Origin of the sequence: Pseudomonas sp. NMS19W, from assembly GCF_051554255.1 — a bacterium.
In the GTDB taxonomy this organism is placed as follows: domain Bacteria; phylum Pseudomonadota; class Gammaproteobacteria; order Pseudomonadales; family Pseudomonadaceae; genus Aquipseudomonas; species Aquipseudomonas kribbensis.
In genome coordinates this window covers 238,996-262,437 of the sequence record NZ_CP136718.1, presented here as the reverse complement: position 1 = coordinate 262,437, position 23,442 = coordinate 238,996, and the positions used below count along the sequence as shown (strand labels likewise).

Here is a 23,442-nt window from a genome sequence, read left to right as displayed (position 1 = left end):
TGTATGGTTTAACGCATTACGATGCCGCGTTTGGCCATGTAGGCCTTGGCTTCCTGAACCGTGTATTCGCCGAAGTGGAAAATACTCGCCGCCAGCACCGCGCTGGCATGACCTTCAAGGATGCCGTCAGCCAGGTGCTGCAGATTGCCGACACCACCGGACGCAATCACCGGAATGCCCAGCGCATCGCTGATGGCGCGGGTCACGCCGAGGTCGAAGCCGTTTTTCATGCCGTCCTGATCCATGCTGGTCAGGAGAATTTCACCGGCACCCAGGCCTTCCATTTTCTTCGCCCACTCGACCGCGTCGAGGCCGGTCGGCTTGCGGCCGCCGTGGGTGAAGATTTCCCAGCGCGGGGTTTCGCCCGGGCCGGAAACCTTCTTCGCGTCGATGGCGACGACGATGCATTGCGAACCGAAATGCTGCGCCGCTTCGCCGACGAATTCCGGATTGAACACGGCAGCGGTGTTGATCGACACCTTGTCCGCACCGGCATTGAGCAGGTTGCGGATGTCCTGCACGGTACGCACGCCACCGCCGACGGTCAGCGGGATGAACACCTGGCTGGCCATGCGCTCGACGGTGTGCAGCGTGGTGTCGCGGCCATCGACGCTGGCGGTGATGTCGAGAAAGGTAATCTCGTCGGCACCCTGCTCGTCGTAGCGACGGGCGATTTCCACCGGGTCGCCGGCGTCACGGATGTTCTCGAACTTCACACCTTTGACGACCCGGCCGTTGTCCACGTCCAGGCAAGGGATGATGCGTTTGGCTAACGCCATTGGCTTAATCTCCGATTAAGAGTTGCAAGCTTCCAGCTGCTAGCTGCAAGAAAGAGCAGATCGCGACCGCGCCTCTGACTTGCAGCTCGAAGCTTATAGCTTGAGCTGGCCGCGTAGCCATCACAAAAAGCCTGTGCCTCTGCAACATCCAGAGTGCCCTCATAAATCGCGCGCCCTGTGATGGCGCCGATGATGCCCGGTGCCTTGGCGTCGAGCAGCGACTTGATGTCACCCAGGTTGTGAATACCGCCGGAAGCGATCACCGGGATCTTGGTCGCGGCAGCCAGCGCAGCGGTGAACGGTACGTTGCAGCCCTGCATCATGCCGTCTTTGGCGATGTCGGTATAAACGATCGAGGATACGCCGTCGGCTTCAAACTGTTTGGCCAGGTCGATGACCTGCACCTGGCTGATTTCAGCCCAGCCGTCAGTGGCGACAAAACCGTCTTTGGCGTCGAGGCCGACGATGATTTTTCCCGGGAACGCGCGGCAGGCTTCGGCAACGAACGCCGGCTCTTTCACCGCTTTGGTGCCGATGATCACGTAGCTCACGCCAGCCTTGACGTAGTGCTCGATGGTTTCCAGCGAACGGATGCCGCCGCCGATCTGGATCGGCAGGGTCGGGTAGCGCTTGGCAATCGCGGTCACCACTTCGCCGTTGACCGGCTGGCCTTCGAAAGCGCCGTTCAGATCGACCAGATGCAGACGACGGCAACCGCCCTCCACCCACTTGGCAGCCATGCTCACCGGGTCATCGGAGAACACTGTGGAATCTTCCATGCGGCCCTGGCGCAGACGTACGCAGGCACCGTCTTTGAGATCGATAGCGGGAATAATCAGCATGCTTTTTCCTTCGTCAAAAGAGCTGCAAGCTGCAAGCCATAAGCTGCAAGCGCGCACGCGTGTGTACTTCTTGCAGCTTGCAGCTTGAAGCTTGCCGCTGCCCTAATTCTTCTCGAGCGCCCACAGGTCGCTTTCGATGCTTTCAAACCGCTCCTTGAGCTGGGTCTGTACATCGAAAATCGCCCTGTTGTAATAGTGCGGAGCAATTTCGCGGGTAAACAGCTCAAGAATTTCCGCCGCCTCGAACGAACCCAGGTCCAGTTCGAAACGATCCTCCATGAACCGCTGGATCTTGCGATTGGCGTCGCTTTCCTGCTCGGGCGTGAGGGTCAGGATCGGCGGTTTCTTCTTGGTGGCCATTTACCAGCGACCGTCCCACGCTGCGAAGTTCTGCAGCAATTGCAGGCCATGGGTATGGCTCTTCTCCGGGTGGAACTGCACGGCGAAACGCGACCCTTCGGCCAGCGCTGCGGCGAAATCGACACCGTAATGACCGCTGCCGACCACCTGCCGCGGGTTGCCGGCGGCGATGTAGTAGCTGTGCACGAAGTAGAAACGCGCCAGGTCCGGGATGTTGTGCCACAGCGGGTGATCCACCGACTGCTTCACTTCGTTCCAGCCCATGTGCGGGACTTTCAGGTGCTCGCCGTCTTCATGCAGGTCTTTGCCGAAGAACTTCACCGCGCCCGGGAACAGGCCGATGCAGTCGACGCCGTCGTTTTCTTCGCTGGTGTCGAGCAAGGCTTGCATGCCGACGCAGATGCCGAGGAACGGGCGGTCCTGGCTGACTTCACGTACCAGCGAGTCGAAACCGAGGCGACGGATCTCCGCCATGCAATCGCGAATCGCACCGACGCCGGGGAAAACCACGCGGTCGGCTTCGCGGATCACGTCCGCATCGCTGGTGATCAGCACCTTGCCGGCGCCGACGTGCTCGAGGGCCTTGGCCACCGAGTGCAGGTTGCCCATGCCGTAATCGATGACTGCAACCGTCTGCATTACAGCACGCCCTTGGTCGAAGGCATCTGGCCGGCCATGCGGTCGTCAAGCTCGACGGCCATGCGCAGTGCGCGGCCGAAAGCCTTGAACACGGTTTCGATCTGGTGGTGGGTGTTGGTGCCACGCAGGTTGTCGATGTGCAGACTGACCAGCGCGTGGTTGACGAAGCCCTGGAAGAATTCCTGGAACAGGTCGACGTCGAAACCGCCAACGGTGGCGCGGGTGTACGGCACGTGCATCTGCAGGCCCGGACGGCCGGAGAAGTCAATGACCACGCGCGACAGCGCTTCATCGAGCGGCACGTAGGCGTGGCCGTAGCGACGGATGCCTTTCTTGTCGCCGATGGCTTGTGCGAAGGCCTGGCCGAGGGTGATACCGACGTCTTCCACGGTATGGTGGTCGTCGATATGCAGATCGCCCTTGCATTGGATATCCAGGTCGATCAACCCGTGACGGGCGATCTGATCCAGCATGTGCTCAAGAAAAGGAACACCGATGTCGAATCGGGCCTTTCCGGTGCCATCAAGGTTGATCGAGGCTTTGATCTGGGTTTCCAGAGTGTCGCGCTCGACAGACGCCTTACGTTCGGCCATCACCAGCTCCGCAAAATCATTGGGCGAAAAAGGCAGCCATTATAGGCACGCGGGGCCGAAACAGAAACACGAGACGTGATATGGCAGACGGATAGAAGCCCCGGCTGTCGCGGGTAGACATGTCCATACAAGCCATTACAGGCAGCCTGAAAGCAAATGTGGGAGCGGGCTTGCTCGCGAAAGCGGTGGGTCAGCCAACAGTGATGTCGACTGACCGGACGCCTTCGCGGGCAAGCCCGCTCCCACAGGGGTTCTGCGTTTTAACGGTTACTTAGTGAAACAGAACCGCCGTCTTCTGCAAGGTCACCCACACACCCCACGCCAACGGAATCCCGACCACCAGCCACGCAGCGATTGCCAGCGGCTTGCTGCCCGGCGCGGCTTTCCACTCCAGCACGGTGCTGCTGTCAGCACCCTTGTCGTGGCCCAGCGCCTGCTCGGCCGCCAGTTCGGCGTCGGTCATGAAGTACTTGTCCGCCACCGGGCGCACCAGCAGGTTGCACAGGAAACCCAGCACCAGCAGGCCGGCGAGAATGTACAGCGTGATGTCGTAAGCCGCGGCGCGTTCAACGCCGATGCTCAGCTGATACTCACGCAGGTAGTTCACCAACACCGGACCCAGCACGCCAGCGGCGGCCCATGCCGTCAGCAGACGACCGTGGATCGCGCCGACCATTTGCGTGCCGAACAGGTCGGCCAGATAGGCCGGAACGGTCGCAAAACCACCGCCGTACATCGACAGGATGATGCAGAACGCCGCCACGAACAGCGCAACGTTGCCCAGGTGACCGAGGTTCGGGATCAGTGCGTACAGCGCAAAACCCAGCGCAAAGAACACGAAGTAAGTGTTCTTGCGGCCCAGGTAGTCCGAGAACGATGCCCAGAAGAACCGACCGCCGATGTTGAACAGGCTCAACAGACCGGTGAAACCGGCCGCAATCGCAGCGATGGAAGCCAGTTGACCGGCATCCAGTTGACCGAACGGCAGATCATTGCCCAGCAGCTTGCCGCCGAACACTTCCTGCAACAGTGGCGAAGCCATACCGAGGATGCCGATACCGGCCGACACGTTCAGGCACAGCACCAGCCACACCAGACGGAACTGCGGGGTTTTCCACGCCACATTCACGTGAACGTGACGGTGGGTGATCATCGCATTCGAGGCTTTTTTCGCCGGCGCGGTCCAGCCTTCAGGCTTCCAGCCGGTTGGCGGCACGCGGTAAGCCAGCGCACCACCGATCATGAACACGAAGTAGATCGCGGCCATAGCCACGAAGCTCTGCCATACGCCCACGCCAGTTGGCGATGCGAAATGGCTCATCAGTGCGGTTGCCAGTGGAGCACCGACCATCGCGCCGCCACCAAAACCCATGATCGCCATGCCGGTGGCCATGCCGCGCTTGTCCGGGAACCACTTGATCAGGGTCGAGACCGGCGAGATATAGCCCAGGCCCAGACCGATACCGCCGATCACGCCGGAGCCGATCCACATCAGCCAGATCTGGTGGGTATAAATACCCAGCGCGGAAATCAGCAGACCACCGCACCAGCACAGTGCCGATACAACGCCGGCCTTGCGTGGCCCGGCGTGTTCGAGCCAGCCACCCCAGATCGCTGCCGAGCAGCCGAGGAAGATGAAGAACAGGGTGTAGATCCAGCCGAGCATGGAGATCGGCCAGTCGCATTGCGACGAGAAGACTTGTGCGATGAAGCCCATGTCCGGCGCGCAAGCCACCGGCGCGGTGATGCCCAGTGCCTTGGACAGCGGCAGCCAGAACACCGAGAAACCGTAGGCCATGCCGATGCACAGGTGAATGGCCAGAGCGGCCGGTGGGACCAGCCAGCGGTTGAAACCGGGCTTGGCGATGATGCGTTCCTTGGACAGGAACGCAGGCTGGGCGGCGCTGAGGCCGTCCGCCGTGATGCTCGTGCTCATTGTGTATCCCCCAATTATTAGTATGTGTTCGTCAGCCACTGCTCACCCCCGGCCTTTATGCACGCAGGCATGACCGTGTTAGTGGGTGGAGCTCCTTGAAGCGCGACCAAAAGTCGCAGAGGGACGGACGAACGGGCGAAGGTTACCATCTGCACGTGACAGAAAAACCAAACTGATATCACCTTTTTCGAGTCATCTGATCTCATATCACCGGGGAACCCTCCCGCCGACCGTTGTCGAAGCGCTGCACGCCGCGGTTCAAGAGGCTCCTCAGGACACCGCACCAGCACGGGGTCAGGCAGCGCTATACTCCCCGGCTAAATTACGAATTCGACTAACTACAAGGACTCGCCCATGAAAGCGTTCGGCAAAATCCTGGGTCTGGTACTTCTCGGGTTGTTGCTGATCATTGTGGCGGCGGGCTTCGCCCTGACCCACTTCTTCGATCCCAACGACTACAAAAACGAGATCCGCCAGATAGCCCGCGACAAGGCCCACATCGAGCTGACGCTCAATGGCGATATCGGCTGGAGCCTGTTCCCGTGGCTCGGCCTGGAACTGCACGAGGCCAGCGTCGCCACCCTGATCAAGCCTGACGAGCCGTATGCCGATCTGCAGATGCTCGGTCTGTCGGTACGCGTGCTGCCGCTGCTGCGCCGCGAAGTGCAGATGAGCGACGTGCGCGTCGAAGGCCTGAACCTGCGCCTGAACCGCGACAAGAACGGCCACGGCAACTGGGAAGACATCGGCAAGCTGCCGACTGCCACCCCTGCGCCGGGCAGCACCCCGCCAGCGGCCGCCGGCGAACCGGTCGCCGAAACGCCTGCCCAGCCGGAAAAGCCGCCGCAGCCGATCCGCCTCGACATCGACAGCCTGACCGTCAACAACGCCCGGGTTGAATACAACGACGAGCAGACCGGCAAGCAGTTCAGCGCCGAAAGCATCCAGCTGAGCACCGGTGCGGTGCACGATTCGACCAACATTCCGCTGAAAGCTACGGCGTTCCTGAGCACCAATCAGCCCGTGCTGCGGGTACGCACCGAGCTGAACGGCGAGCTGCGCATCGAGCGCGCCCTGCAACGCTACAAGTTCGAAGACCTGAAGCTGTCCGGCGAACTGACCGGCGATCCGCTGCAAGGCAAGGCCATGACATTCTCCGCCCAAGGGCAGATGCTGCTGGACAAGGCAGCAAACGTCGCCGAATGGACCGGGATCAAGATCTCCGCCAACCAGTTGCGCGCACTGGGCGAACTGAAGGCCAACGATCTGGACAAGACCCCGCAAATCACCGGCGCGATCTCCATCGCCCAGTTCGACCTGGCGAAGTTCGTCGACAGCATCGGCCAGACCCTCCCGGCTATGGCCGAAGGCAGCCTGAGCAAGGTCGAGCTGGTCAGCCGTGTCGCTGCCACACCGACCAGCCTGGCGCTGGACAACATCAACCTGAAACTCGACGACAGCAGCTTCAGCGGCCGCATCGCCGTCGAAGACTTCGCCAAGCAATCGCTGCGGGCGATCCTCAAGGCCGACACCTTTAACGTCGACCGCTACCTCCCGCCGAAATCGGAAAAAGCCGCCAGCGCCACCCAGGCACGTCAGACCGAAGTCGCCAGCACCGAAGCCGATGCCATGGCCGGCGCCGGCAGCACCCCGCTGCCGGACAAGCCGAGCAAAAGCGCCTGGAGCACCGAGCGCCTGTTCCCGGTGGAGCGCTTAAGCAAGCTGGACGTGAACGCCGACCTGACCTTCGGCCAGTTGACCCTCGACAAGCTGCCGATCCAGAACGCTGCGCTGAAAGCCACCGGCCAGGGCGGCCTGCTGACCCTGGAGAACCTGCGCGGCGAGTTGTACAACGGCGACTTCGAAGCCAAGGGCACGCTGGACGTGCGCCCGAATGCACCGCTGTTGAACCTGCAAACCCGAATCAACCGCGTGCCGGTGGAAAAAATCCTCGAGAGCCAGGGCAAGAATCCGCCGGTCAAAGGCCTCGTGAACCTCACGAGCACCGTCACCGGTAGCGGCAACAGCCAGCAGGCGCTGATCGATACCCTCAACGGCAACGCCAGTTTCGTGATCAACAACGGCGTGTTGCTCAACGCCAACCTTGAACAGCAACTGTGCAAAGGCATCGCCACCCTCAACCGCAAATCCCTGAGCGGCGAGCCGCGGGGCAAGGACACGCCGTTCCAGGAACTCAAGGGCAACCTGACCTTCCGCAACGGTGTGGCCAATAACCCGGACCTGAAAGTGCGCATCCCGGGCATGGCCGTCAACGGTGACGGCGACATCGACCTGAAAGTGCTGGGCATGGACTATCGCGTCGGCATCATCGTCGAGGGCGACACCAGCGCCATGCCGGACCCGGCCTGCCAGGTCGGCGAGAAATTCGTCGGCATCGAATGGCCGCTGCGCTGCCGTGGCCCGCTGGAACTGGGCGCCAAGGCCTGCCGTGTGGACAACGAACGGCTCGGCCAGGTCGCGACCAAAATGGCCGGCGACAAGCTCAGCGAAAAAATCGACGAGAAACTGGGCGACAAAGTCAGCCCGGAACTGAAAAACGCATTGAAGGGGCTGTTCAAGCGATGAGAGCGGAGCAGTTTTCCACGGCGGTGCTGGAATGGTTCGACCGCCACGGCCGCCATGATTTGCCCTGGCAACAGAACATCAACCCGTATCGGGTGTGGGTGTCCGAGATCATGTTGCAGCAGACCCAGGTCAGCACCGTGCTCAATTACTTCGACCGGTTCATGACTGCGCTGCCAACGGTCGAGGCTTTGGCCGAAGCACCGGAGGACGAAGTGCTGCACCTGTGGACGGGCCTGGGTTACTACACTCGTGCGCGCAACCTGCAGAAGACCGCGAAGATCGTCGTCAGCCAGTACGGCGGCGAGTTTCCCCGGGATGTCGAAAAGCTCACCGACTTGCCGGGCATCGGCCTGTCCACCGCCGGCGCGATCGCCAGCATCAGCATGGGCCTGCGGGCGCCGATCCTCGACGGCAACGTCAAGCGGGTGCTGGCGCGTTTTACCGCGCAGGAGGGCTATCCGGGCGAGCCGAAGGTCGCCAAACAGCTGTGGGCCAACGCCGAGCGCTTCACGCCGCAGGATCGGGTCAACGCCTACACTCAGGCGATGATGGATCTGGGCGCCACGCTGTGCACCCGCAGCAAGCCGAGCTGTCTGCTGTGTCCGCTGGAAAAGGGCTGCGAAGCACACATGCTTGGCCTGGAGACCCGCTACCCGATCCCCAAGCCGCGCAAAGCCATTCCGCAGAAACGCACGCTGATGCCGCTGCTGGCCAACGAGGACGGCGCGATTCTGCTTTACCGCCGCCCGTCCAGCGGATTGTGGGGCGGTTTGTGGAGCCTGCCGGAGCTCGACGACCTCGACGACCTGCAACACCTCGCCGCACAGCACTCGCTGGAACTGGGCGAGCAGCAGGCGCTACCGAGCCTCGTCCATACCTTCAGCCATTTCCAGTTGTCCATCGAACCCTGGCTGGTTCAGGTGCAGGAAGCCGGCGGTCACGTGGCCGAGGCCGACTGGCTCTGGTATAACCTCGCCACCCCGCCGCGCCTGGGCCTCGCCGCCCCGGTCAAGACCTTGCTCGAACGCGCGGCCACCGTCTTGAATGCAGGAGAGTCGACATGACCCGCACCGTAATGTGCCGCAAGTACAAAGAACAACTCGAAGGTCTGGAGCGCCCACCGTACCCGGGCGCCAAGGGCCAGGACATCTTCGAACACGTCTCGGCCAAGGCCTGGGCCGACTGGCAGAAACACCAGACCCTGCTGATCAACGAAAAGCGCCTGAACATGATGAACGCCGAAGACCGCAAATATCTGCAGGGCGAAATGGATAAGTACTTCTCCGGCGAGGAATACGCCCAGGCCGAAGGCTACGTTCCGCCAGCGGAATAATCAGCGGAAATCGGGGGTCTGATCGTAAGCGACGGAATTAATTTAAGAAATTTTAAAAAAGTCGTTGACGTAAATCCGAAAAACCCTTTTAATGCGCCCCGTTGCCCAGATAGCTCAGTCGGTAGAGCAGGGGATTGAAAATCCCCGTGTCGGCGGTTCGATTCCGTCTCTGGGCACCAAATACCGAAAACCCTGAATCGCAAGATTCAGGGTTTTTTTATGCCCTCAAGAAAGTAAAGCCCACGAAGCCGGGGCTGAGCGCCACGTAATCAGATCTGCAAGGAAGCTAGATGAGCAGCAATGGAAGCACGCAACGAGACAAAAACGCTGATGGCTCAAGATTCCAGACGTTGGACAAGCTCCTCAGCTTTATCGAAAAGCACAACTGGAAGCTGTTTAAGGTTGCATCGCTGGCCTTCGGATTTTTGATCTTCCTGGTCTACTTTTGCCAAAACGGTTTTTATCCAGACTTCGACCTGTTTAGCTTCGCATCCCTGCTGGCAGCGGCGGCCCTCATTGGAGGAGCAGTTGTGGCGCTGGTCAGTGTGGGATTGGTGGCGCCGGGCTGGTTCTGGTCCGAGTTGTTTTTTGAAGAACGCTCCATTCGCGAGGAGCTCAAAAAACACTTCAATGACGAAAAATCTCAGCACAGACTGAATCATCGGTTGGTAATCGGCTATTTCCTCCTGCCTACATTTCTCTGCCAATTCGTATTAGTCATCGCTCTTTACTACACACAAGGCGGAGCCTCTGGACTCACAATTGGACTATTTATTTCGCCTTTGATCGTAAGCCTGTTGTTCGGAGCTGCCATACAGAGAGGCTATTCGCTCCCGTCAGGAAGCTGGTGGAAATTCGCCATCACCGCGCTCGGCTCTGTCTTCCTGTCAAACCTTATCGCCATGCTATTCAGCGGTTTTGCAGCCGCGAGAATCCTCCCGACTCACGCATACATTGGCCAATACCCATTCATGGCAGCTGGCCTGTTCATCACGCTACTGACATTTACACTTCTCACAATCGCCTTGAGAGATGGCAAGCGCTACGCGCTTATCTTGGGGCCATTGCTGGCGATCGCCTTTATGGCCAGCATCAGGACGTGGGAAGTACTACCGAGCAATATCGTCAAACAGCTCGGCATTGGTAATTACGAAGCGGAGCAATTGCTGCTAGACGATGACCTTTGCGAAAAGTACAAAGCCATCGAGAGCTACGGACTCAAAAACGACTGCGCCTTGAATGACGTCCACGTGGTTTGGTCGATGGGCGGTCTTTCCGTGGTGAAATGGCAATTTAACGGCAAAGAGATAAAGGTGAAGATCTCCAGCGATTCGATCCTTTCCACAAAGGTTGCAGTTCAGCAAGCCTCTCCCAAATCGTAATTAGCTCTGCCTGGATCAGGATCAGAAGGTGCCCCAGACACCAATTACTGGCATCCTAGCGCCCATCAAGTCGCCTGAGGGCGACCCGCCTTTTCAGGGCCTTGCTGCACAGGGATGATTGTTCTCCAGCCGGGTTATCCCGCTTTACGTCCTCCCTTGCTGCCTGGCCCGTGCCGGTGTTTACCGGCCGCACGCAATGAGAGGAACACCCGTGAACCAGCAAAACCTGGCCGATTTCATCTGGAACGTTGCCGACGTCCTGCGCGGCGATTTCAAGCAGTCCGAGTTTGGCCGCATCATTTTGCCGTTCACGGTGCTACGCCGACTGGAATGTGTGCTGGAGCCAACACGGGACAAAGTACGGACCCAGTTCACGGCACTCAAAAGCACTAGCGTTGATCTGGACCTTATTCTGCCGGGCGTCGCCGCAGCCACGTTCTACAACACGTCGCAGTACGAGTTGGCCAATGTTGGCGCCACCAGCACACGGGCCAACCTTGAAGACTACATCGCCAAATTTTCAGCCAACGCCCATCAGGTATTTCAGCATTTCAACTTCAGCGACTGGCTGAACCGCCTCGAAGGCGCCAACCTGCTTTTTCTGGTCACACAGAAATTCGCCGGAATCGACTTGCACCCCAACACCATCAGCAACCATGAAATGGGCTTGGTGTTCGAACACTTGATCCGCAAGTTCGCTGAGTCAGCGAATGACACTGCCGGTGAGTTTTTCACCCCGCGCGATGTAGTGCGACTCACCACCACGCTGGTGTTTGCGCCCGACCATCAAGCGCTGAATGCCAAGGGCGTAGTGCGTACGGTATACGACTGCGCCGCAGGCACTGGCGGCTTCCTGTCGTCCGCCATCGAGCAGGTTGCCGAGTGGAACCCCAATGCTCGTCTGGTCCCGTACGCGCAAGAACTGAACCCCGAAACCTATGCGATCTCGCTGGCAGACAAGTTGATTCAGGGTTTCGAGACCAAGAACATCAAGCTGGGCAACACCCTTTCCCACGATCAACTGCCTCACGAGCAGTTCGACTATTGCCTGGCCAACCCACCATTTGGCGTCAAGTGGGAGAAGGTACAGAAACAGGTTCAGGATGAGCAGAAACACAAGGGCTTCGCAGGTCGCTTCGGTGCTGGTCTGCCTCGGGTGGGTGATGGCTCGTTGCTGTTCCTCATGCACTTGTTGTCCAAGCGCAAACCTGCTGAACAGGGCGGCAGCCGTATGGGTATCGTGTTGTCAGGGTCGCCATTGTTTAACGGCGGCGCCGGATCGGGAGAGTCCGAGATTCGCCGCTGGATTCTGGAAAACGATTGGCTGGAAGCCATCGTCGCGCTGCCTAACGACCTGTTCTATAACACTGGCATCGGCACTTACATCTGGATTCTGTCCAACCATAAAGACGCTGCTCGCAAAGGCAAAGTCCAGCTGATTGACGCCACAGCGATGCACGCCCCAATGCGCAAATCCTTGGGGAGCAAACGCAAGCTGCTCTCGGAAAGCCAGATTGCCGACATCGCCCGCCTGTATGACGCAGGCGAAGATGCATCGAACAGCAAAATCTTCGACACCACGGATTTCGGCTACCGTCGCATCACCGTCGAACGTCCGTTGCGCCTGCGCTTCAGCATTTCGCCAGAGAAAGTAGCGGCCTATGCCCAAACCAAGGGCGCCGACTACATCGATCAGTTCGCGGCAGTGTCGGGCAGCTTCGACAATCTGCCTGCATTCCTCAAAGCGGCCGGTGTGAAAAAACTCGGTAAACCGGCCCAGAAGGCCCTGTTCGCATGTTTCGGTGAGCGAGACCCTGAAGCCCAACCTGTTCTGGACGACAAAGGTCAGCAACAAGCTGACAGCGACCTGCGAGAAAACGAAAACGTCCCGCTCAATCAGCGTATCGAAGACTACTTTGCCCGTGAGGTGCTACCGCATGTTCCCGATGCGTGGATCGATACCAGCAAGTGTGATGAGAAGGATGGGCTGGTCGGCATCGTCGGTTACGAGATCAACTTCAATCGCTACTTCTACCAGTACCAGCCGCCCCGCTCGCTGGCCGAGATCGACGCGGACCTGAAGGCCGTAGAAGCAGAAATTGCTGCGCTGTTGAACGAGGTGACGGCATGAGTCATTACAAGCCGTATCCGGCTTATAAGGATTCTGGGGTGGAGTGGTTGGGGAAGGTACCGGAGCATTGGGTAGTAAGTCGATTACGCTTCGCGGCAGAACTCAATCCCCCCATCAGTCAGGCAGTTTTATCGAATCTGGACGCAGAAGTGTCTTTTTTGCCTATGGAGAAGATAGGAGAAGATGGCTCCATCAATTTGGAACTCACACGCCCAGTTGCGGATGTGCGTAACGGATACTCCTATTTTGAGAATGGCGATGTGGCTTTTGCGAAGGTCACGCCTTGCTTCGAGAACGGAAAAGGCGCGTTGTTGCGTAATCTCGTCGGTCACATAGGATTTGGCACTACCGAAATTACTGTCCTGCGCGCCAAAGAAAAAATAGACCCCCGCTTTCTAAACTATGTCGTTCAAAGTGATCGGTTTAGAGGCTTTGGGTCAGGAGCGATGACGGGAGCCGGGGGCTAAAACGCGTTCCTGATGAGTTCACTCGTAACTTTCAGGCTGCATGGCCTACTCCGTTGGAGCAAACCTACATTGCTGATCATCTTGATCGAGAAGTGACACGCATAAACAAATTGATTTCTAAGAAAATCCGTTTCATCGGATTTCTACGTGAGAAACGCCAAGCTCTCATCACTCACTACATAACCAAAGGGCTTGACCACACAGTAGAAATGAAGGACTCAGGCATTAGCTCAATCGGGACCATGCCAAAGCATTGGACCGTCACATCTGTAAAGAGAGTCGTTACTTCAATCGAGCAAGGATGGAGCCCGGAATGTGAGTCACGCATAGCAGAGGAAGGTGAATGGGCAGTTTTAAAGGTTGGCTGTGTAAACGGTGGCAACTTCAGAGCTGCGGAGAATAAAGCCCTCCCCTCTTTTCTAGAACCTCGCCCTGAACTTGGACTAAGCAAAGGGGATATTCTTGTTTCGCGCGCAAACACTCGAGAACTAGTTGGTAGTTGCGCAGTTATCCATCGAGACTTTTATAACCTGCTGCTATGCGACAAACTCTATCGACTTAGAGCAAATCATCTAGTAAACAGCGAGTACCTTGCCGCTATTATTTCCATCCTTGGGCGCAGAGAAGTTGAAATTGAAGCTACTGGCGCTAGTTCATCAATGGTTAACATAGCGCAGTCCGTCATCCTCAACTTGAAATTTGGCCTTCCTCCCGAAAAAGAACAAGCTCAAATTATCAGCACAACTAAGTCTGGCAGCACTCGCATCGATACTTTAATCAGTAAAACCGAAAGCAGCCTAGCCTTACTAAAAGAGCACCGCACCGCCCTAATCACCGCAGCAGTCACCGGCCAAATCGACCTAAGGGAAGCTTCATGAGTCAAGGACGCAGTATTCGTTTGTTTCTGGTCGACGGCACGCCAAGCGGTCTGTTGACCGCCGAAATCATCAACTGGTCCGGCCACGTGCTCACGGGGCCGCGCAGCAAATTCGCAGAGCTGGTCCAACGACCAGAATGTGGGCGCACCGGCGTCTACTTCCTGATGGGGCCCGATCCAGATGGCAGCCCATTGGATCGCGTGTACATCGGAGAATCCGACGATGTTGCTCGGCGCCTCAAGGAACACAATCAGGGCGAGCATCTCGGTGGCAAGGACTTCTGGGAGCGTGCCTGTCTGGTCACCAGCAAGGACTTGAACCTGACCAAGGCCCACGTCAAGTACCTGGAAACCCGCCTGATACGTATCGCCAAAGAAGCCGGGCACTCCATCGTCATCAATACGGCAGATAGAATTTACGACAATTTGCCGGAATCGGATCAAGCCGACATGGCCTTCTTTCTGGAACAGATCCGTACCGTATTACCGACCTTAGGCCTAGGTTTTCTGCGCGAAGTCACCAAGCCTTCGCAACTCCAGGAAACTTCCAGCGTCAGCATGAAAATGGTTACCCATTCGCCTGTCTTCGAATTGACCAGTAAAAATCGGTCGATCACAGCATATGGACAAGAAGTGAATGGCGAGTTCTTCGTTCTGAAAAACTCCTATGCCAGTGAAGAATGGACAAGCTCCCCCCATAGCTATCAGACACTGTTCGAGCGAGTCGTCAAGGAGGGTGCGCTGTCAGCACCGGAAAATGGTACGCGCAGATTTATTGACGACTACGCGTTCAACAGTCCCAGCGCCGCTGCTGCCGTAGTCCTGGGTCGTAACGCTAACGGGCGTACAAGTTGGACAGTGAAAGATTCCACGCTGACCTATGCCCAATGGCAAGACGAGCAGGTTGCCGCAATGGATCAACCCGAAGCTGACTTGGCCCTTACGGAATAACTCAATGAACGAAGCCGACCTTCAACTGTACTTGCGCGAAATTTTCCCCAAGAAAAGCGCTGCCTGCGAGTGGAAGGAGTTCAAGAACCTCACCCACGCCGTGTCGGGTCGCAAGGGTGAGGACATTGCCAGCTACTTGTCGGCAATTGCCAACATGAAGGGCGGCCATCTGGTCATTGGAGTGGAAGATGCTTCTTTACGCATTGTCGGCATCGAAAAATTTCACGACTACACACCAGAAAATATTCGCCAGCGCTTATTGGGGCGCTGTACCAATCTGGATTCGGAAGGCTTCCGAATTGAGGCCATCAAGACCAGTGACACCAGCAAAGTCGTGTGGATCTTCCACATTCCGCAGCACCAGCCTCGGTTACCGGTGTATGCCCATGACAAAGCCTGGCAACGTCTCGACGATGCCTTGATCGAAATGCGTCCAGAGCGCCTTCATGCGATTCTGGGTGAGCCTATCGATAATCGCGACTGGTCTGCCGAAACCGTTGAAGACGCCACTCTCGCTGATCTGGATGAACAGGCGTTGATAGTGGCGCGGGAAAAGTTTTCCGAAAAGTACCGTCACGCACCCTTCGCAGCAGATATCCCAAACTGGGATACCGCTACTTTTTTGGACAAAGCGAAGATCACCATCCAAGGTCGAATCACCCACACTGCGCTATTGCTGCTTGGCCAGCCTCAGTCCAGCCACTTCCTGCCGACACTGGCACAAATCACATGGAAGCTGACCGGCGAGGAGCAAGCCTATGAGCATTTCGGTCCGCCGTTTCTGCTGGCGACGACTCAAGTCCTCCACCGCATCCGCAACATTGGCTACAAGCTATTCCCGCAAAACCAGTTGCTCGCCACAGAAGTCAGCAAATACGACCCTCGCGTGATTCTTGAAGCTCTGCACAACTGCATTGCTCACCAGGATTACCAACTGAAGTCTCGAATCATCGTTACCGAACGCATTGATCGATTGGTCTTTGAAAATGCCGGCGGATTTTTCGAAGGCAAGCCCGAAGACTACTTTAGCGGTGAACAAACCCCGACTCGCTACCGCAATCCATGGCTGACTCAAGCTATGGTCAGCCTCAGCATGATCGATACCATGGGTTTTGGTATTCGCACGATGACCCTCTCACAACGCAGTCGTTTTTTTCCACTACCCGACTACAGCAAGTCAGAGGCACACAAGGTTGTGCTTGAAATCTATGGTCATGTGATTGACGAGAATTACACTCGCCTGCTGCTCGAACATGAGGACCTGCCGCTGAACACAGTGATGCTCTTGGACAGTGTTCAGAAAAAGCAGCCAATCAACGATGCAGCTGCGGCGATGCTGCGCAAGCAAGGCTTGATCGAAGGTCGCAAGCCGAACTACTACACGGCGGCACAAGTGGCAAAAAGCACGGGAAACAAAAGCGACTACATACGCAATCGAGCCTTCAACGATGCCTATTACAAAACGTTGATTCTCGACTACCTGAAGCACTATGGCTCGGCCTCTCGTGATGAGCTGATCACGCTGATCCTAGACAAACTTTCAGACGCCCTAGACGAAAAACAGAAGCAGAATAAATTCCGCAATCTCCTGAATGCGATGTCCACCAGGGACAAAACCATTGAGAAATCAGGGGGACTGCACAAAGGCCGCTGGGCTCTAAGGCCCCCTGAAAGCCGCTGAATTTAGACAAACTTTAGTCAAACTCAAGACAAACTCCCCGCGCAAACCGGGCTCAATTTAGCTGTGAAGGATCGCTCGCCTATGTCCCACATCCACCATGAATGTGAACTGGAACACCACATCATCGAACAGTTGTCCGATAGTGGCTGGCTTGTGGGCAAATCCAATGGCTATGACATCGCCCGAGCCGTGTATCCGGAAGATGTGATCGATTGGTTGAACGACGCTCACCCGCAGCAACTGGCTGCGTTACGCAAAATGCACGGCGAGAGCACACGGGCCGTTCTGTTTGACCGACTGGTTGCACAGCTCCAGAACAAGCTGGGCGGCACGATCAATGTGTTGCGTCATGGCTTTACAGTTTCAGGTGCGGGCGTGCTAACCATGAGTCAAGCGCTGCCCGAGGACGCCCGCAACGACACTGTCATCGCTCGCTATGCCGCGAACCGTCTGCGAGTGGTGCCACAGATGCGTTACTCTCAGGACAAAGGCGACGAAATTGATCTGGTGTTTTTCATCAATGGTCTGCCGGTGGCAACCGTTGAGCTGAAAACTGACTTCACTCAATCCGTTGAAGCAGCGATGCAGCAGTATTGCCAGGACAGGCCACCCAAAAGTCTGAAGACTGGACTGGCCGAACCACTATTGGCATTTCGACGTGGGGCGGTAGTTCACTTTGCGATGAGTGACAGCGACATTCGCATGACCACCCGGCTGGCGGGCGACTCGACATTCTTCCTGCCATTCAATCGTGGCAACGACGGCGCCGCAGGAAACCCGACGAATAAGGACGGCAGCTACCCTGTCAGCTACCTGTGGCAACAAGTACTTCAAAAAGACAATTGGCTGCGCATCTTCCATCGTTTCGTGCTGCTGGAGCGCAAAGAAGTACAGGATGCGAAGGGCATCGCATCCTTCAAGGAAACAATGATCTTTCCTCGCTTCCATCAGTGGGAAAGCGTGACAAAGATGCTTAACACAGTGGAGCAAGAAGGCGCAGGCCAGCCTTATTTGATCCAACACAGCGCTGGCTCCGGCAAAACCAACACCATTGCCTGGACCGCTCATTCGTTGATTCGCATTCGCCGACCGGATGGCGAGCCCTACTTTCACAGTGTACTGGTGATCACCGACCGCCAGGTGTTGGACAAACAGCTGCAAGATGCCATCAGACAAATCGACCACCAGACAGGGCTCGTGCGGGCCATCGATCGCGAAACAAGCAGCCTGCCAAAGAGTGTGCAGTTGGCCAACGCGATGTTGGAAAGCACCCCAATCATCATTTGTACATTGCAGACGTTTCCACACGCTCAGGCGGCAATTCTTGGTGAGACATCGTTACGTGATCGGCGATTCGCAATCATCATTGACGAAGCCCATAGTTCCACTGGCGGTACCACTGCTGATGACCTGCGCTATGTACTCACCGGACAAAGCGAAGATGAATGGGAAAACCTCAGTAAAGAAGAGCGACTCTCTGTCTGGCAGTCCTCGCGCCAGCGCCCCGGTAATGCCAGCTACTTTGCCTTCACCGCGACGCCCAAACACTCAACCATCAGCCTTTTTGGTCGTCCACGACAACCAGAAAGCCCTGTGAGCATCGAAAACCCTCCGGTGCCCTTTCACCTGTACACGATGCAGCAGGCAATCGAGGAAGGATTTATTCTCGATGTGCTGAAGAATTACAGCAGCTACAAAGTCGCGTTCAAAATTGGCTCGGCGTTCCTGGACAGCCAGGACGAGAGAGTTGACGAGAAAAGCGCAAACCGCGCACTGGCCAAATGGCTGGCACTGAACCCGGTCAACGTGGGGCAGAAAGTCGAACTGATCGTTGAACACTTCAAGAAGAACGTCAGCCATCTGCTCAATGGCCAGGCCAAAGCAATGATCGTGACCCCTTCTCGCGCTTCAGCAGTCAAGTATCAATTGGCCCTTCAAGACTATTGCGAACGCAACAATTACGCCCATATCAAATCGATGGTGGCGTTTTCGGGTGATGTTCCGAACTCGGAGGTCCAAGCGGCCGATTTCAGAGAAGACCATGCATTCAGCGAAACCAATCTGAACCCGAGCCTCAACGGTCGAGATATGCGCAAGGCTTTTGATACTCCTGATTACCGCGTGATGATCGTTGCCAATAAATTTCAGACGGGGTTCGACCAGCCAAAACTGGTTGCCATGTACCTGGACAAGAAAATCTCGGGCGTCGAAGCCGTGCAGACATTATCTCGTCTAAACCGCACATATCCCGGTAAAGACAAAACGTACGTAATCGACTTCGCCAACGAGGCTGAAGAGATCCTGAAAGCCTTCAAGACTTTTTATCGAGATGCACAAGTCGCTGATATTCAAGACCCCAATATCGTCTATGACATCAAACAGCGACTCGACGAAATGTACATTTACGATAGCGCCGAAGTCAGCGCGTTTGGGGATGCCATTGTTGATCGAAAGGTCACCCACCAGAAACTCTATGCCTTGACTCAACCCGCTACCGACCGTTTCAACGGCAAGTTAAAGATGCTCAATGATGGGATCGACCAATGGGAAAAGGCTTGGGAAGTCGCTAATGAACAGGGTGATGAGCAGGACATGCAGAATGCGGATGTTCAGCGTGCCGAATTTGCAAAGAAACGCGACGAATTGATGATATTCAGCGAGAGCCTGACCAAATTTGTCCGCACTTATGAGTACGTGGCGCAGCTTGTCGAGTTCGCCGATCCGTCGTTGGAGGCATTCGCCAGTTTCGCTCGTTTGTTGCGTAAACGCTTGAAAGGTATCGGTTCCGAACAGGTTGATCTCGCTGACCTGACTCTCAGCCACTTCAAGATCAACAAAAGTGACTCACTGGGGGGCGTCCCCGTTACAGGAGAAACTCCAACGTTGTACAGCGTGACGGATAACGGGTTACGGGACGCGCGGGATCGGGAGAAAAAGTACCTTTCTGAACTGATTGAAAAACTGAATGAAGCGTTCGGAAAAAATATCAACGACACCGACAAAGTAGCTTTTGCGGTGCATGTATCAGAGAAGCTCCGATCCGATACGGTAGTGATGGACCAAGTTCAGAACAACACTCGCGCACAAGCAATGAAGGCGGATCTTCCAAGAAAAGCAATTCAGGCAATCGCAGAGGCAATGGGTAGCCACCAAAGCATGGCGACACAGTTGCTCAGCGATGAGGCGACCAGAGATGTGTTTCTCACTGTACTTTATGAATTGCTCAAAAAAGATGTGGGTTCCGAACTTCTTAGCCAAACCAGATAGCAAATAGCTAATTTTTTCCGCGAGTAGAGAAACCCGCGATCCCTTTCCAGAGATCGCGGGTTTTGTCTTTTTCAGCCGATCAATAAGCCATCGACCAGCTCAACGTATACGTCCGCCCACGCCCCTGATAGTCATACAGGTACGCCGGGCCGTAGGTCGGCGAGTAGAACAGCGTCGCCCGCTGACCCCAGACCGTGCTGTATTGCTTGTCCAGCAGGTTCTGGATGCCGCCGCTGAAGGTACCGAATTCGGTGTCGCGGCTGCCGAGCAGGTCGAAGGTGGTGTAGCCGCTGATTTTGTGGTCGGCGTCGTCCTTGAGGGTGAAGGCGTGATTGCCTTGCAGGCGGGCGCTGGTGCGGTCGCCCCTCCAGCCGATGAACGCGGTGGATTTCGACAGCGAAGCGTAGCGGGCGTCGCGCTTGATCCAGCCGCCGTTTGCGCCCTCCTCTTCCGAACGCACCAGGTGCAGGGTGCTGCCCGCTTCCCAGCCACTCTGGAAGTGTCGGGTCAGCGCACCTTCGAAACCGTAGTCGCGGCTCTTCTGGTCGATCACGTCGATGGTCAGGGTGGCGCTGTCGGTGGTGATGACTTTGTCCGACCAGATGTAATACAGCGCCGCCTGGGCGTCCCAGTCGCTGTCGGAGTAGCGCCAGCCGGTTTCCACCTGACGGCTCTTGATGCCGGCCAATGGGTTGTCAGCGACGCTCAGGCCCGGCTTGCCGTAAAACTTGGCCGGGTCCGGCAGATCGAAACCTTCGCCGTAGTTGACCCACAGCTGATGACCGTTCTTGAAATCGTAAATGGTGCCGAGGTTGTACAGGTTGACCGCGTAATCGTTGCTGCCGCCGGCGATGCCTTTGAAGTTGCCGACGTCCACGTCCATCTGCTGACGACGCATGCCGCCGGAGACGGTCAAGTTGTCCGTGGCGTACCAGTCAAGCTGGCCGTAACCGGAGAGACCGTCGACGCGGTAACTCGGATAGCGCGGTGCCTTGCTCAACGTATCCAGATCCAGCCCGCCGCTTTCCGAAGACACGCGCTGATCGAAGGTGCTCTGCTCGGCATTGAAACGCTCGCGGTCCAGATCCACGCCATAGGTGAACTTGAAGGATTGCCACTCCTTGGCGAACAAAGCCTTGAGGCTGCTGACCTCGAAGTTCTGCTGCGAAGCGGCGAAGTACACACCCTTGGAACCCACCGGTTTACCGGTGTTGTAGTAAGGGAACGGGTAGAAGTTGTTGTCTTCCTTGCGATACGACGCTTGCAGGTAGAAGTCTTGCCCCAGCACATCGCTGTGGTGGTAGTTGGCATTGAGCAGCACGCGCTTGGTGCGCGGATCGAGGTCGGTGGAATAACCGCTGCGCAGTTCGGCGTCTTCCAGGTTCGACGGCTTCTGGTATTTCAGGTTGGGAAAGTAGATGCCGGTGTCGCCGTTGTTGCCCGAGTCGTAATACTGCGCCAACAGATCGAGGGTCTGCTCGTCGTTGAAGCGCATCGCCAGGCTGCCCATGACGTCGATGGTGCGGTTGTATTGCAGGTCGGTCTGGGTGTTGTCGATGAAGATCTGGTCGCCGGCGCCGTCGTAGAACGCCTTGTTCTGCTCGCCGGCAACTCCGAGGCGGCCGCTGATATTGTCGTTGCCGCCGCTGACCGATTGCGCGATGCGCGTGGAGAGATCGTCGCTGTTGTTGAAGCCGCTGCTGGCACCGATCTGGGTTTCGAATTGCGCCGGGCCCGAAGTGGCCTTCTTGGTGACGATGTTGATGATGCCGCCGGTGGCGCCGCCGCCATAGATCGCACTGGCGCCGGACAGCACTTCGACGCGCTCGACGTTGAACGGCGAGATGCTGTCGAACTGGCGCGACAGACCACGCGAGCTGTTCTGGCTGACGCCGTCGATCATCACCAGCACGTTGCGCCCGCGCATGTTCTGGCCGTAGTTGGTGCGCCCTTCCGGCGCCAGGTCGAGCCCGGGCACCAGTTTGCCGATGGCCTCCTTGAGGCTGACACCGGTTTGCAGTTGTTCGCGCAACTGGGTCTGGTCGACGACCCACACCGTGCCGGGAATCTCACTGATGGCGGTGCTGGTGCGCGAAGCCACGCTGACTTCAATCGACTTGAGTGCCATGGCCGCCGCCGGCGCCTTTGCGCGACGCAGGATCACCGTGCGGGCATCGCTGAACTCCCAGCTCATGCCGCTGCCAGCCAAAAGCGCCTGCAACGCCTGGGCAATACTCATCGAACCGTTCAGTGCATCGGCCTGCACACCTTCGACATCTGCAGTGGTGTAGAGCAGGCGTAATCCGGCCTGATCGGCAAACGCGGTCAGGGATTGATCGAGGGACTGGGAAGGCAACGAGAGCGTCACCTGGCGCTGTTGTGCGCCGGTTTCCTGCGCGGCAGCATCCCTGGTCTGCGCCTGCACCAGGGTCGAACCGAACAGGCCGGCGATGACCGCCTGAGCCAACAGGGTCCGGTGCACGATGTGTCTGCCGTGGTTGCTGCGCGTCTGTGCCGACTGCTTGAACATACCTTTCACGTCTTCCTTCCCAGCCAAAATGAATGCGTCAATGAGAATGAGTTTCTTCTCAGTCCCACTACGACGATTCGGCAGGAAGGAACTTGCAGTCGCTTTATGAAAAAAGTTTCAGATCAGTGCAGCACCGCCAACCAGGGCAGGTAGGTGACCTTCAGCGGATAGCGTTGCTCCAGGGTTCGCAGCGAGCCTTGCGGGTCGTTGAGTTCGAACACACCGCTGACCGGCAGCGCCGCCAGTTCGCGGTCAGAGATCAGGATCCTGCCGTGCTGATAACGCTCCAGCTCGCCGATCACTTCGCCCAGAGGACGACCGTTGAAGATCAGCTTGCCGCGCTGCCAGGCCGTCAGGCTTGCGGCGTCGACTTTTTGCCCGGCGAGCAGCGGCTGGCCGGGCTGATGCTCCAGTCGCTGATTGGCTTGCACCAGCATCGGCTGGTGCTGGCCGCTGAGCTGAACCTGACCGGTGCTGACCACCAGTGTCACGGCGTCTCCGTCGCGGCGTACGCTGAAGGTTCCGCCACTGGCTTGCACACGCTCATCGCCTATGCGCACAACAAACGGCCGGGGATCGGATGCCGGTTCGAACAGCGCTTCGCCTTCGCGCAGGATCACGGTGCGCTCATCATTGGAATAGGCCAGCGAAAAGGCGCTGGCGCTGTTGAGGATGACCTGGCTGCCATCGGGCAGCGTCACGCGCTGCTGCTGGCCGACACTGGTGTGATAGTCGGAACTGAGCGCCGGCCATTGCTGCCAGCCTGTCACTCCGGCAATCGCCAGCACCACCGAGGCGGCCAGCGCAGGCCACCAGTGCCTGCGCCGGCGTGCAGCCGGGTGCGTTTTCAGGTGCTGCCTGGCGGTCGATGTCTGGCCGATCATCGACCAGAGCATCTGCGCCTCATCGGCCAGGGTTTGATGAACCGGACTTTCGCCACACCACTGCTGATAGGCGAGCCGATCGGCCGCAGTGGCCTTGCCCGAGTTGAGCAGCACCACCCAGTCGAGTGCGGTGTCTTCAAGGCTTTGCGAAGGGTCGGTCATGGCGGCATCGTGGCTGGAAAGGGAAAGGTCACGCATGGTTGG

17 protein-coding genes, 1 tRNA gene and 1 pseudogene are annotated in these 23,442 nt (G+C 57.4%); 11 read left to right on the top strand and 8 right to left on the bottom strand.

What is annotated here, in order from left to right; translation table 11 throughout:
* Positions 1-8 precede the first annotated feature (8 nt).
* The 6 genes and pseudogenes from hisF to R1A29_RS01105 form a co-directional block, all read right to left on the bottom strand.
* Positions 9-779, bottom strand: a complete 771-nt coding sequence (gene hisF / locus R1A29_RS01130; RefSeq protein WP_007909211.1) for an imidazole glycerol phosphate synthase subunit HisF — start codon at positions 777-779, stop codon at positions 9-11.
* Between the two features lie 107 nt (positions 780-886).
* Positions 887-1,621: pseudogene (gene hisA / locus R1A29_RS01125) on the bottom strand (1-(5-phosphoribosyl)-5-[(5-phosphoribosylamino)methylideneamino]imidazole-4-carboxamide isomerase); the annotation flags it as partial.
* Positions 1,622-1,723: 102 nt separating this feature from the next.
* A complete protein-coding gene (locus R1A29_RS01120) occupies positions 1,724-1,981 on the bottom strand; it encodes a DUF2164 domain-containing protein (protein ID WP_085733286.1) in 258 nt (85 codons plus the stop codon).
* Positions 1,982-2,620: an imidazole glycerol phosphate synthase subunit HisH gene (gene hisH / locus R1A29_RS01115; RefSeq protein ID WP_085712765.1), complete on the bottom strand. Its 639-nt coding sequence runs from the start codon at positions 2,618-2,620 to the stop codon at positions 1,982-1,984.
* Complete coding sequence (gene hisB / locus R1A29_RS01110; protein WP_085712764.1) at positions 2,620-3,213, bottom strand: imidazoleglycerol-phosphate dehydratase HisB; 594 nt, start codon at positions 3,211-3,213, stop codon at positions 2,620-2,622. Before hisB ends, hisH begins: the two co-directional genes overlap by 1 nt.
* 271 nt (positions 3,214-3,484) lie before the next feature.
* Positions 3,485-5,149 carry an OFA family MFS transporter gene (locus tag R1A29_RS01105; RefSeq protein WP_085712763.1) on the bottom strand — a complete coding sequence of 555 codons (1,665 nt, stop codon included), beginning with the start codon at positions 5,147-5,149 and terminating at the stop codon, positions 3,485-3,487.
* 354 nt (positions 5,150-5,503) lie between these two features.
* Between R1A29_RS01105 and R1A29_RS01100 the strand changes: the two genes are divergently transcribed.
* The 11 genes from R1A29_RS01100 (at position 5,504) to R1A29_RS01050 (ending at position 19,824) form a co-directional block, all read left to right on the top strand.
* Positions 5,504-7,735, top strand: a complete 2,232-nt coding sequence (locus tag R1A29_RS01100; protein WP_438300428.1) for an AsmA family protein — start codon at positions 5,504-5,506, stop codon at positions 7,733-7,735.
* Positions 7,732-8,799: an A/G-specific adenine glycosylase gene (mutY, locus tag R1A29_RS01095; protein WP_438300427.1), complete on the top strand. Its 1,068-nt coding sequence runs from the start codon at positions 7,732-7,734 to the stop codon at positions 8,797-8,799. The genes R1A29_RS01100 and mutY overlap by 4 nt, the downstream gene beginning before the upstream one ends.
* Positions 8,796-9,068 (top strand): oxidative damage protection protein, encoded by a 273-nt coding sequence (locus R1A29_RS01090; RefSeq protein ID WP_085712761.1) that lies wholly within the window; start codon positions 8,796-8,798, stop codon positions 9,066-9,068. Before mutY ends, R1A29_RS01090 begins: the two co-directional genes overlap by 4 nt.
* Before the next feature lie 103 nt (positions 9,069-9,171).
* A tRNA-Phe gene (locus R1A29_RS01085) sits at positions 9,172-9,247 on the top strand.
* 111 nt (positions 9,248-9,358) lie between these two features.
* Complete coding sequence (locus R1A29_RS01080) at positions 9,359-10,450, top strand: hypothetical protein (protein WP_438300426.1); 1,092 nt, start codon at positions 9,359-9,361, stop codon at positions 10,448-10,450.
* A gap of 196 nt (positions 10,451-10,646) precedes the next feature.
* The gene (locus R1A29_RS01075) at positions 10,647-12,581 is read left to right on the top strand and encodes a type I restriction-modification system subunit M (RefSeq protein WP_438300425.1); all 1,935 of its coding nucleotides are present in this window, start codon (positions 10,647-10,649) and stop codon (positions 12,579-12,581) included.
* Positions 12,578-13,048: a hypothetical protein gene (locus R1A29_RS01070; protein ID WP_438300424.1), complete on the top strand. Its 471-nt coding sequence runs from the start codon at positions 12,578-12,580 to the stop codon at positions 13,046-13,048. The genes R1A29_RS01075 and R1A29_RS01070 overlap by 4 nt, the downstream gene beginning before the upstream one ends.
* A gap of 53 nt (positions 13,049-13,101) precedes the next feature.
* On the top strand, positions 13,102-13,926 hold the full coding sequence (locus R1A29_RS01065) for a restriction endonuclease subunit S (RefSeq protein ID WP_438300423.1): 825 nt from the start codon (positions 13,102-13,104) through the stop codon (positions 13,924-13,926).
* Positions 13,923-14,876 (top strand): GIY-YIG nuclease family protein, encoded by a 954-nt coding sequence (locus R1A29_RS01060; protein ID WP_438300422.1) that lies wholly within the window; start codon positions 13,923-13,925, stop codon positions 14,874-14,876. The genes R1A29_RS01065 and R1A29_RS01060 overlap by 4 nt, the downstream gene beginning before the upstream one ends.
* Before the next feature lie 4 nt (positions 14,877-14,880).
* A complete protein-coding gene (locus R1A29_RS01055; protein ID WP_438300421.1) occupies positions 14,881-16,557 on the top strand; it encodes an RNA-binding domain-containing protein in 1,677 nt (558 codons plus the stop codon).
* Positions 16,558-16,638: 81 nt separating this feature from the next.
* Positions 16,639-19,824, top strand: a complete 3,186-nt coding sequence (locus tag R1A29_RS01050; protein ID WP_438300420.1) for a type I restriction endonuclease subunit R — start codon at positions 16,639-16,641, stop codon at positions 19,822-19,824.
* A 79-nt stretch (positions 19,825-19,903) separates the two neighbouring features.
* Here R1A29_RS01050 and R1A29_RS01045 read toward each other — a convergent pair whose 3' ends face one another.
* Positions 19,904-22,354 carry a TonB-dependent siderophore receptor gene (locus tag R1A29_RS01045; RefSeq protein ID WP_438302001.1) on the bottom strand — a complete coding sequence of 817 codons (2,451 nt, stop codon included), beginning with the start codon at positions 22,352-22,354 and terminating at the stop codon, positions 19,904-19,906.
* Positions 22,355-22,476: 122 nt separating this feature from the next.
* Complete coding sequence (locus R1A29_RS01040) at positions 22,477-23,436, bottom strand: FecR family protein (protein ID WP_438300419.1); 960 nt, start codon at positions 23,434-23,436, stop codon at positions 22,477-22,479.
* Positions 23,437-23,442: the final 6 nt, after the last annotated feature.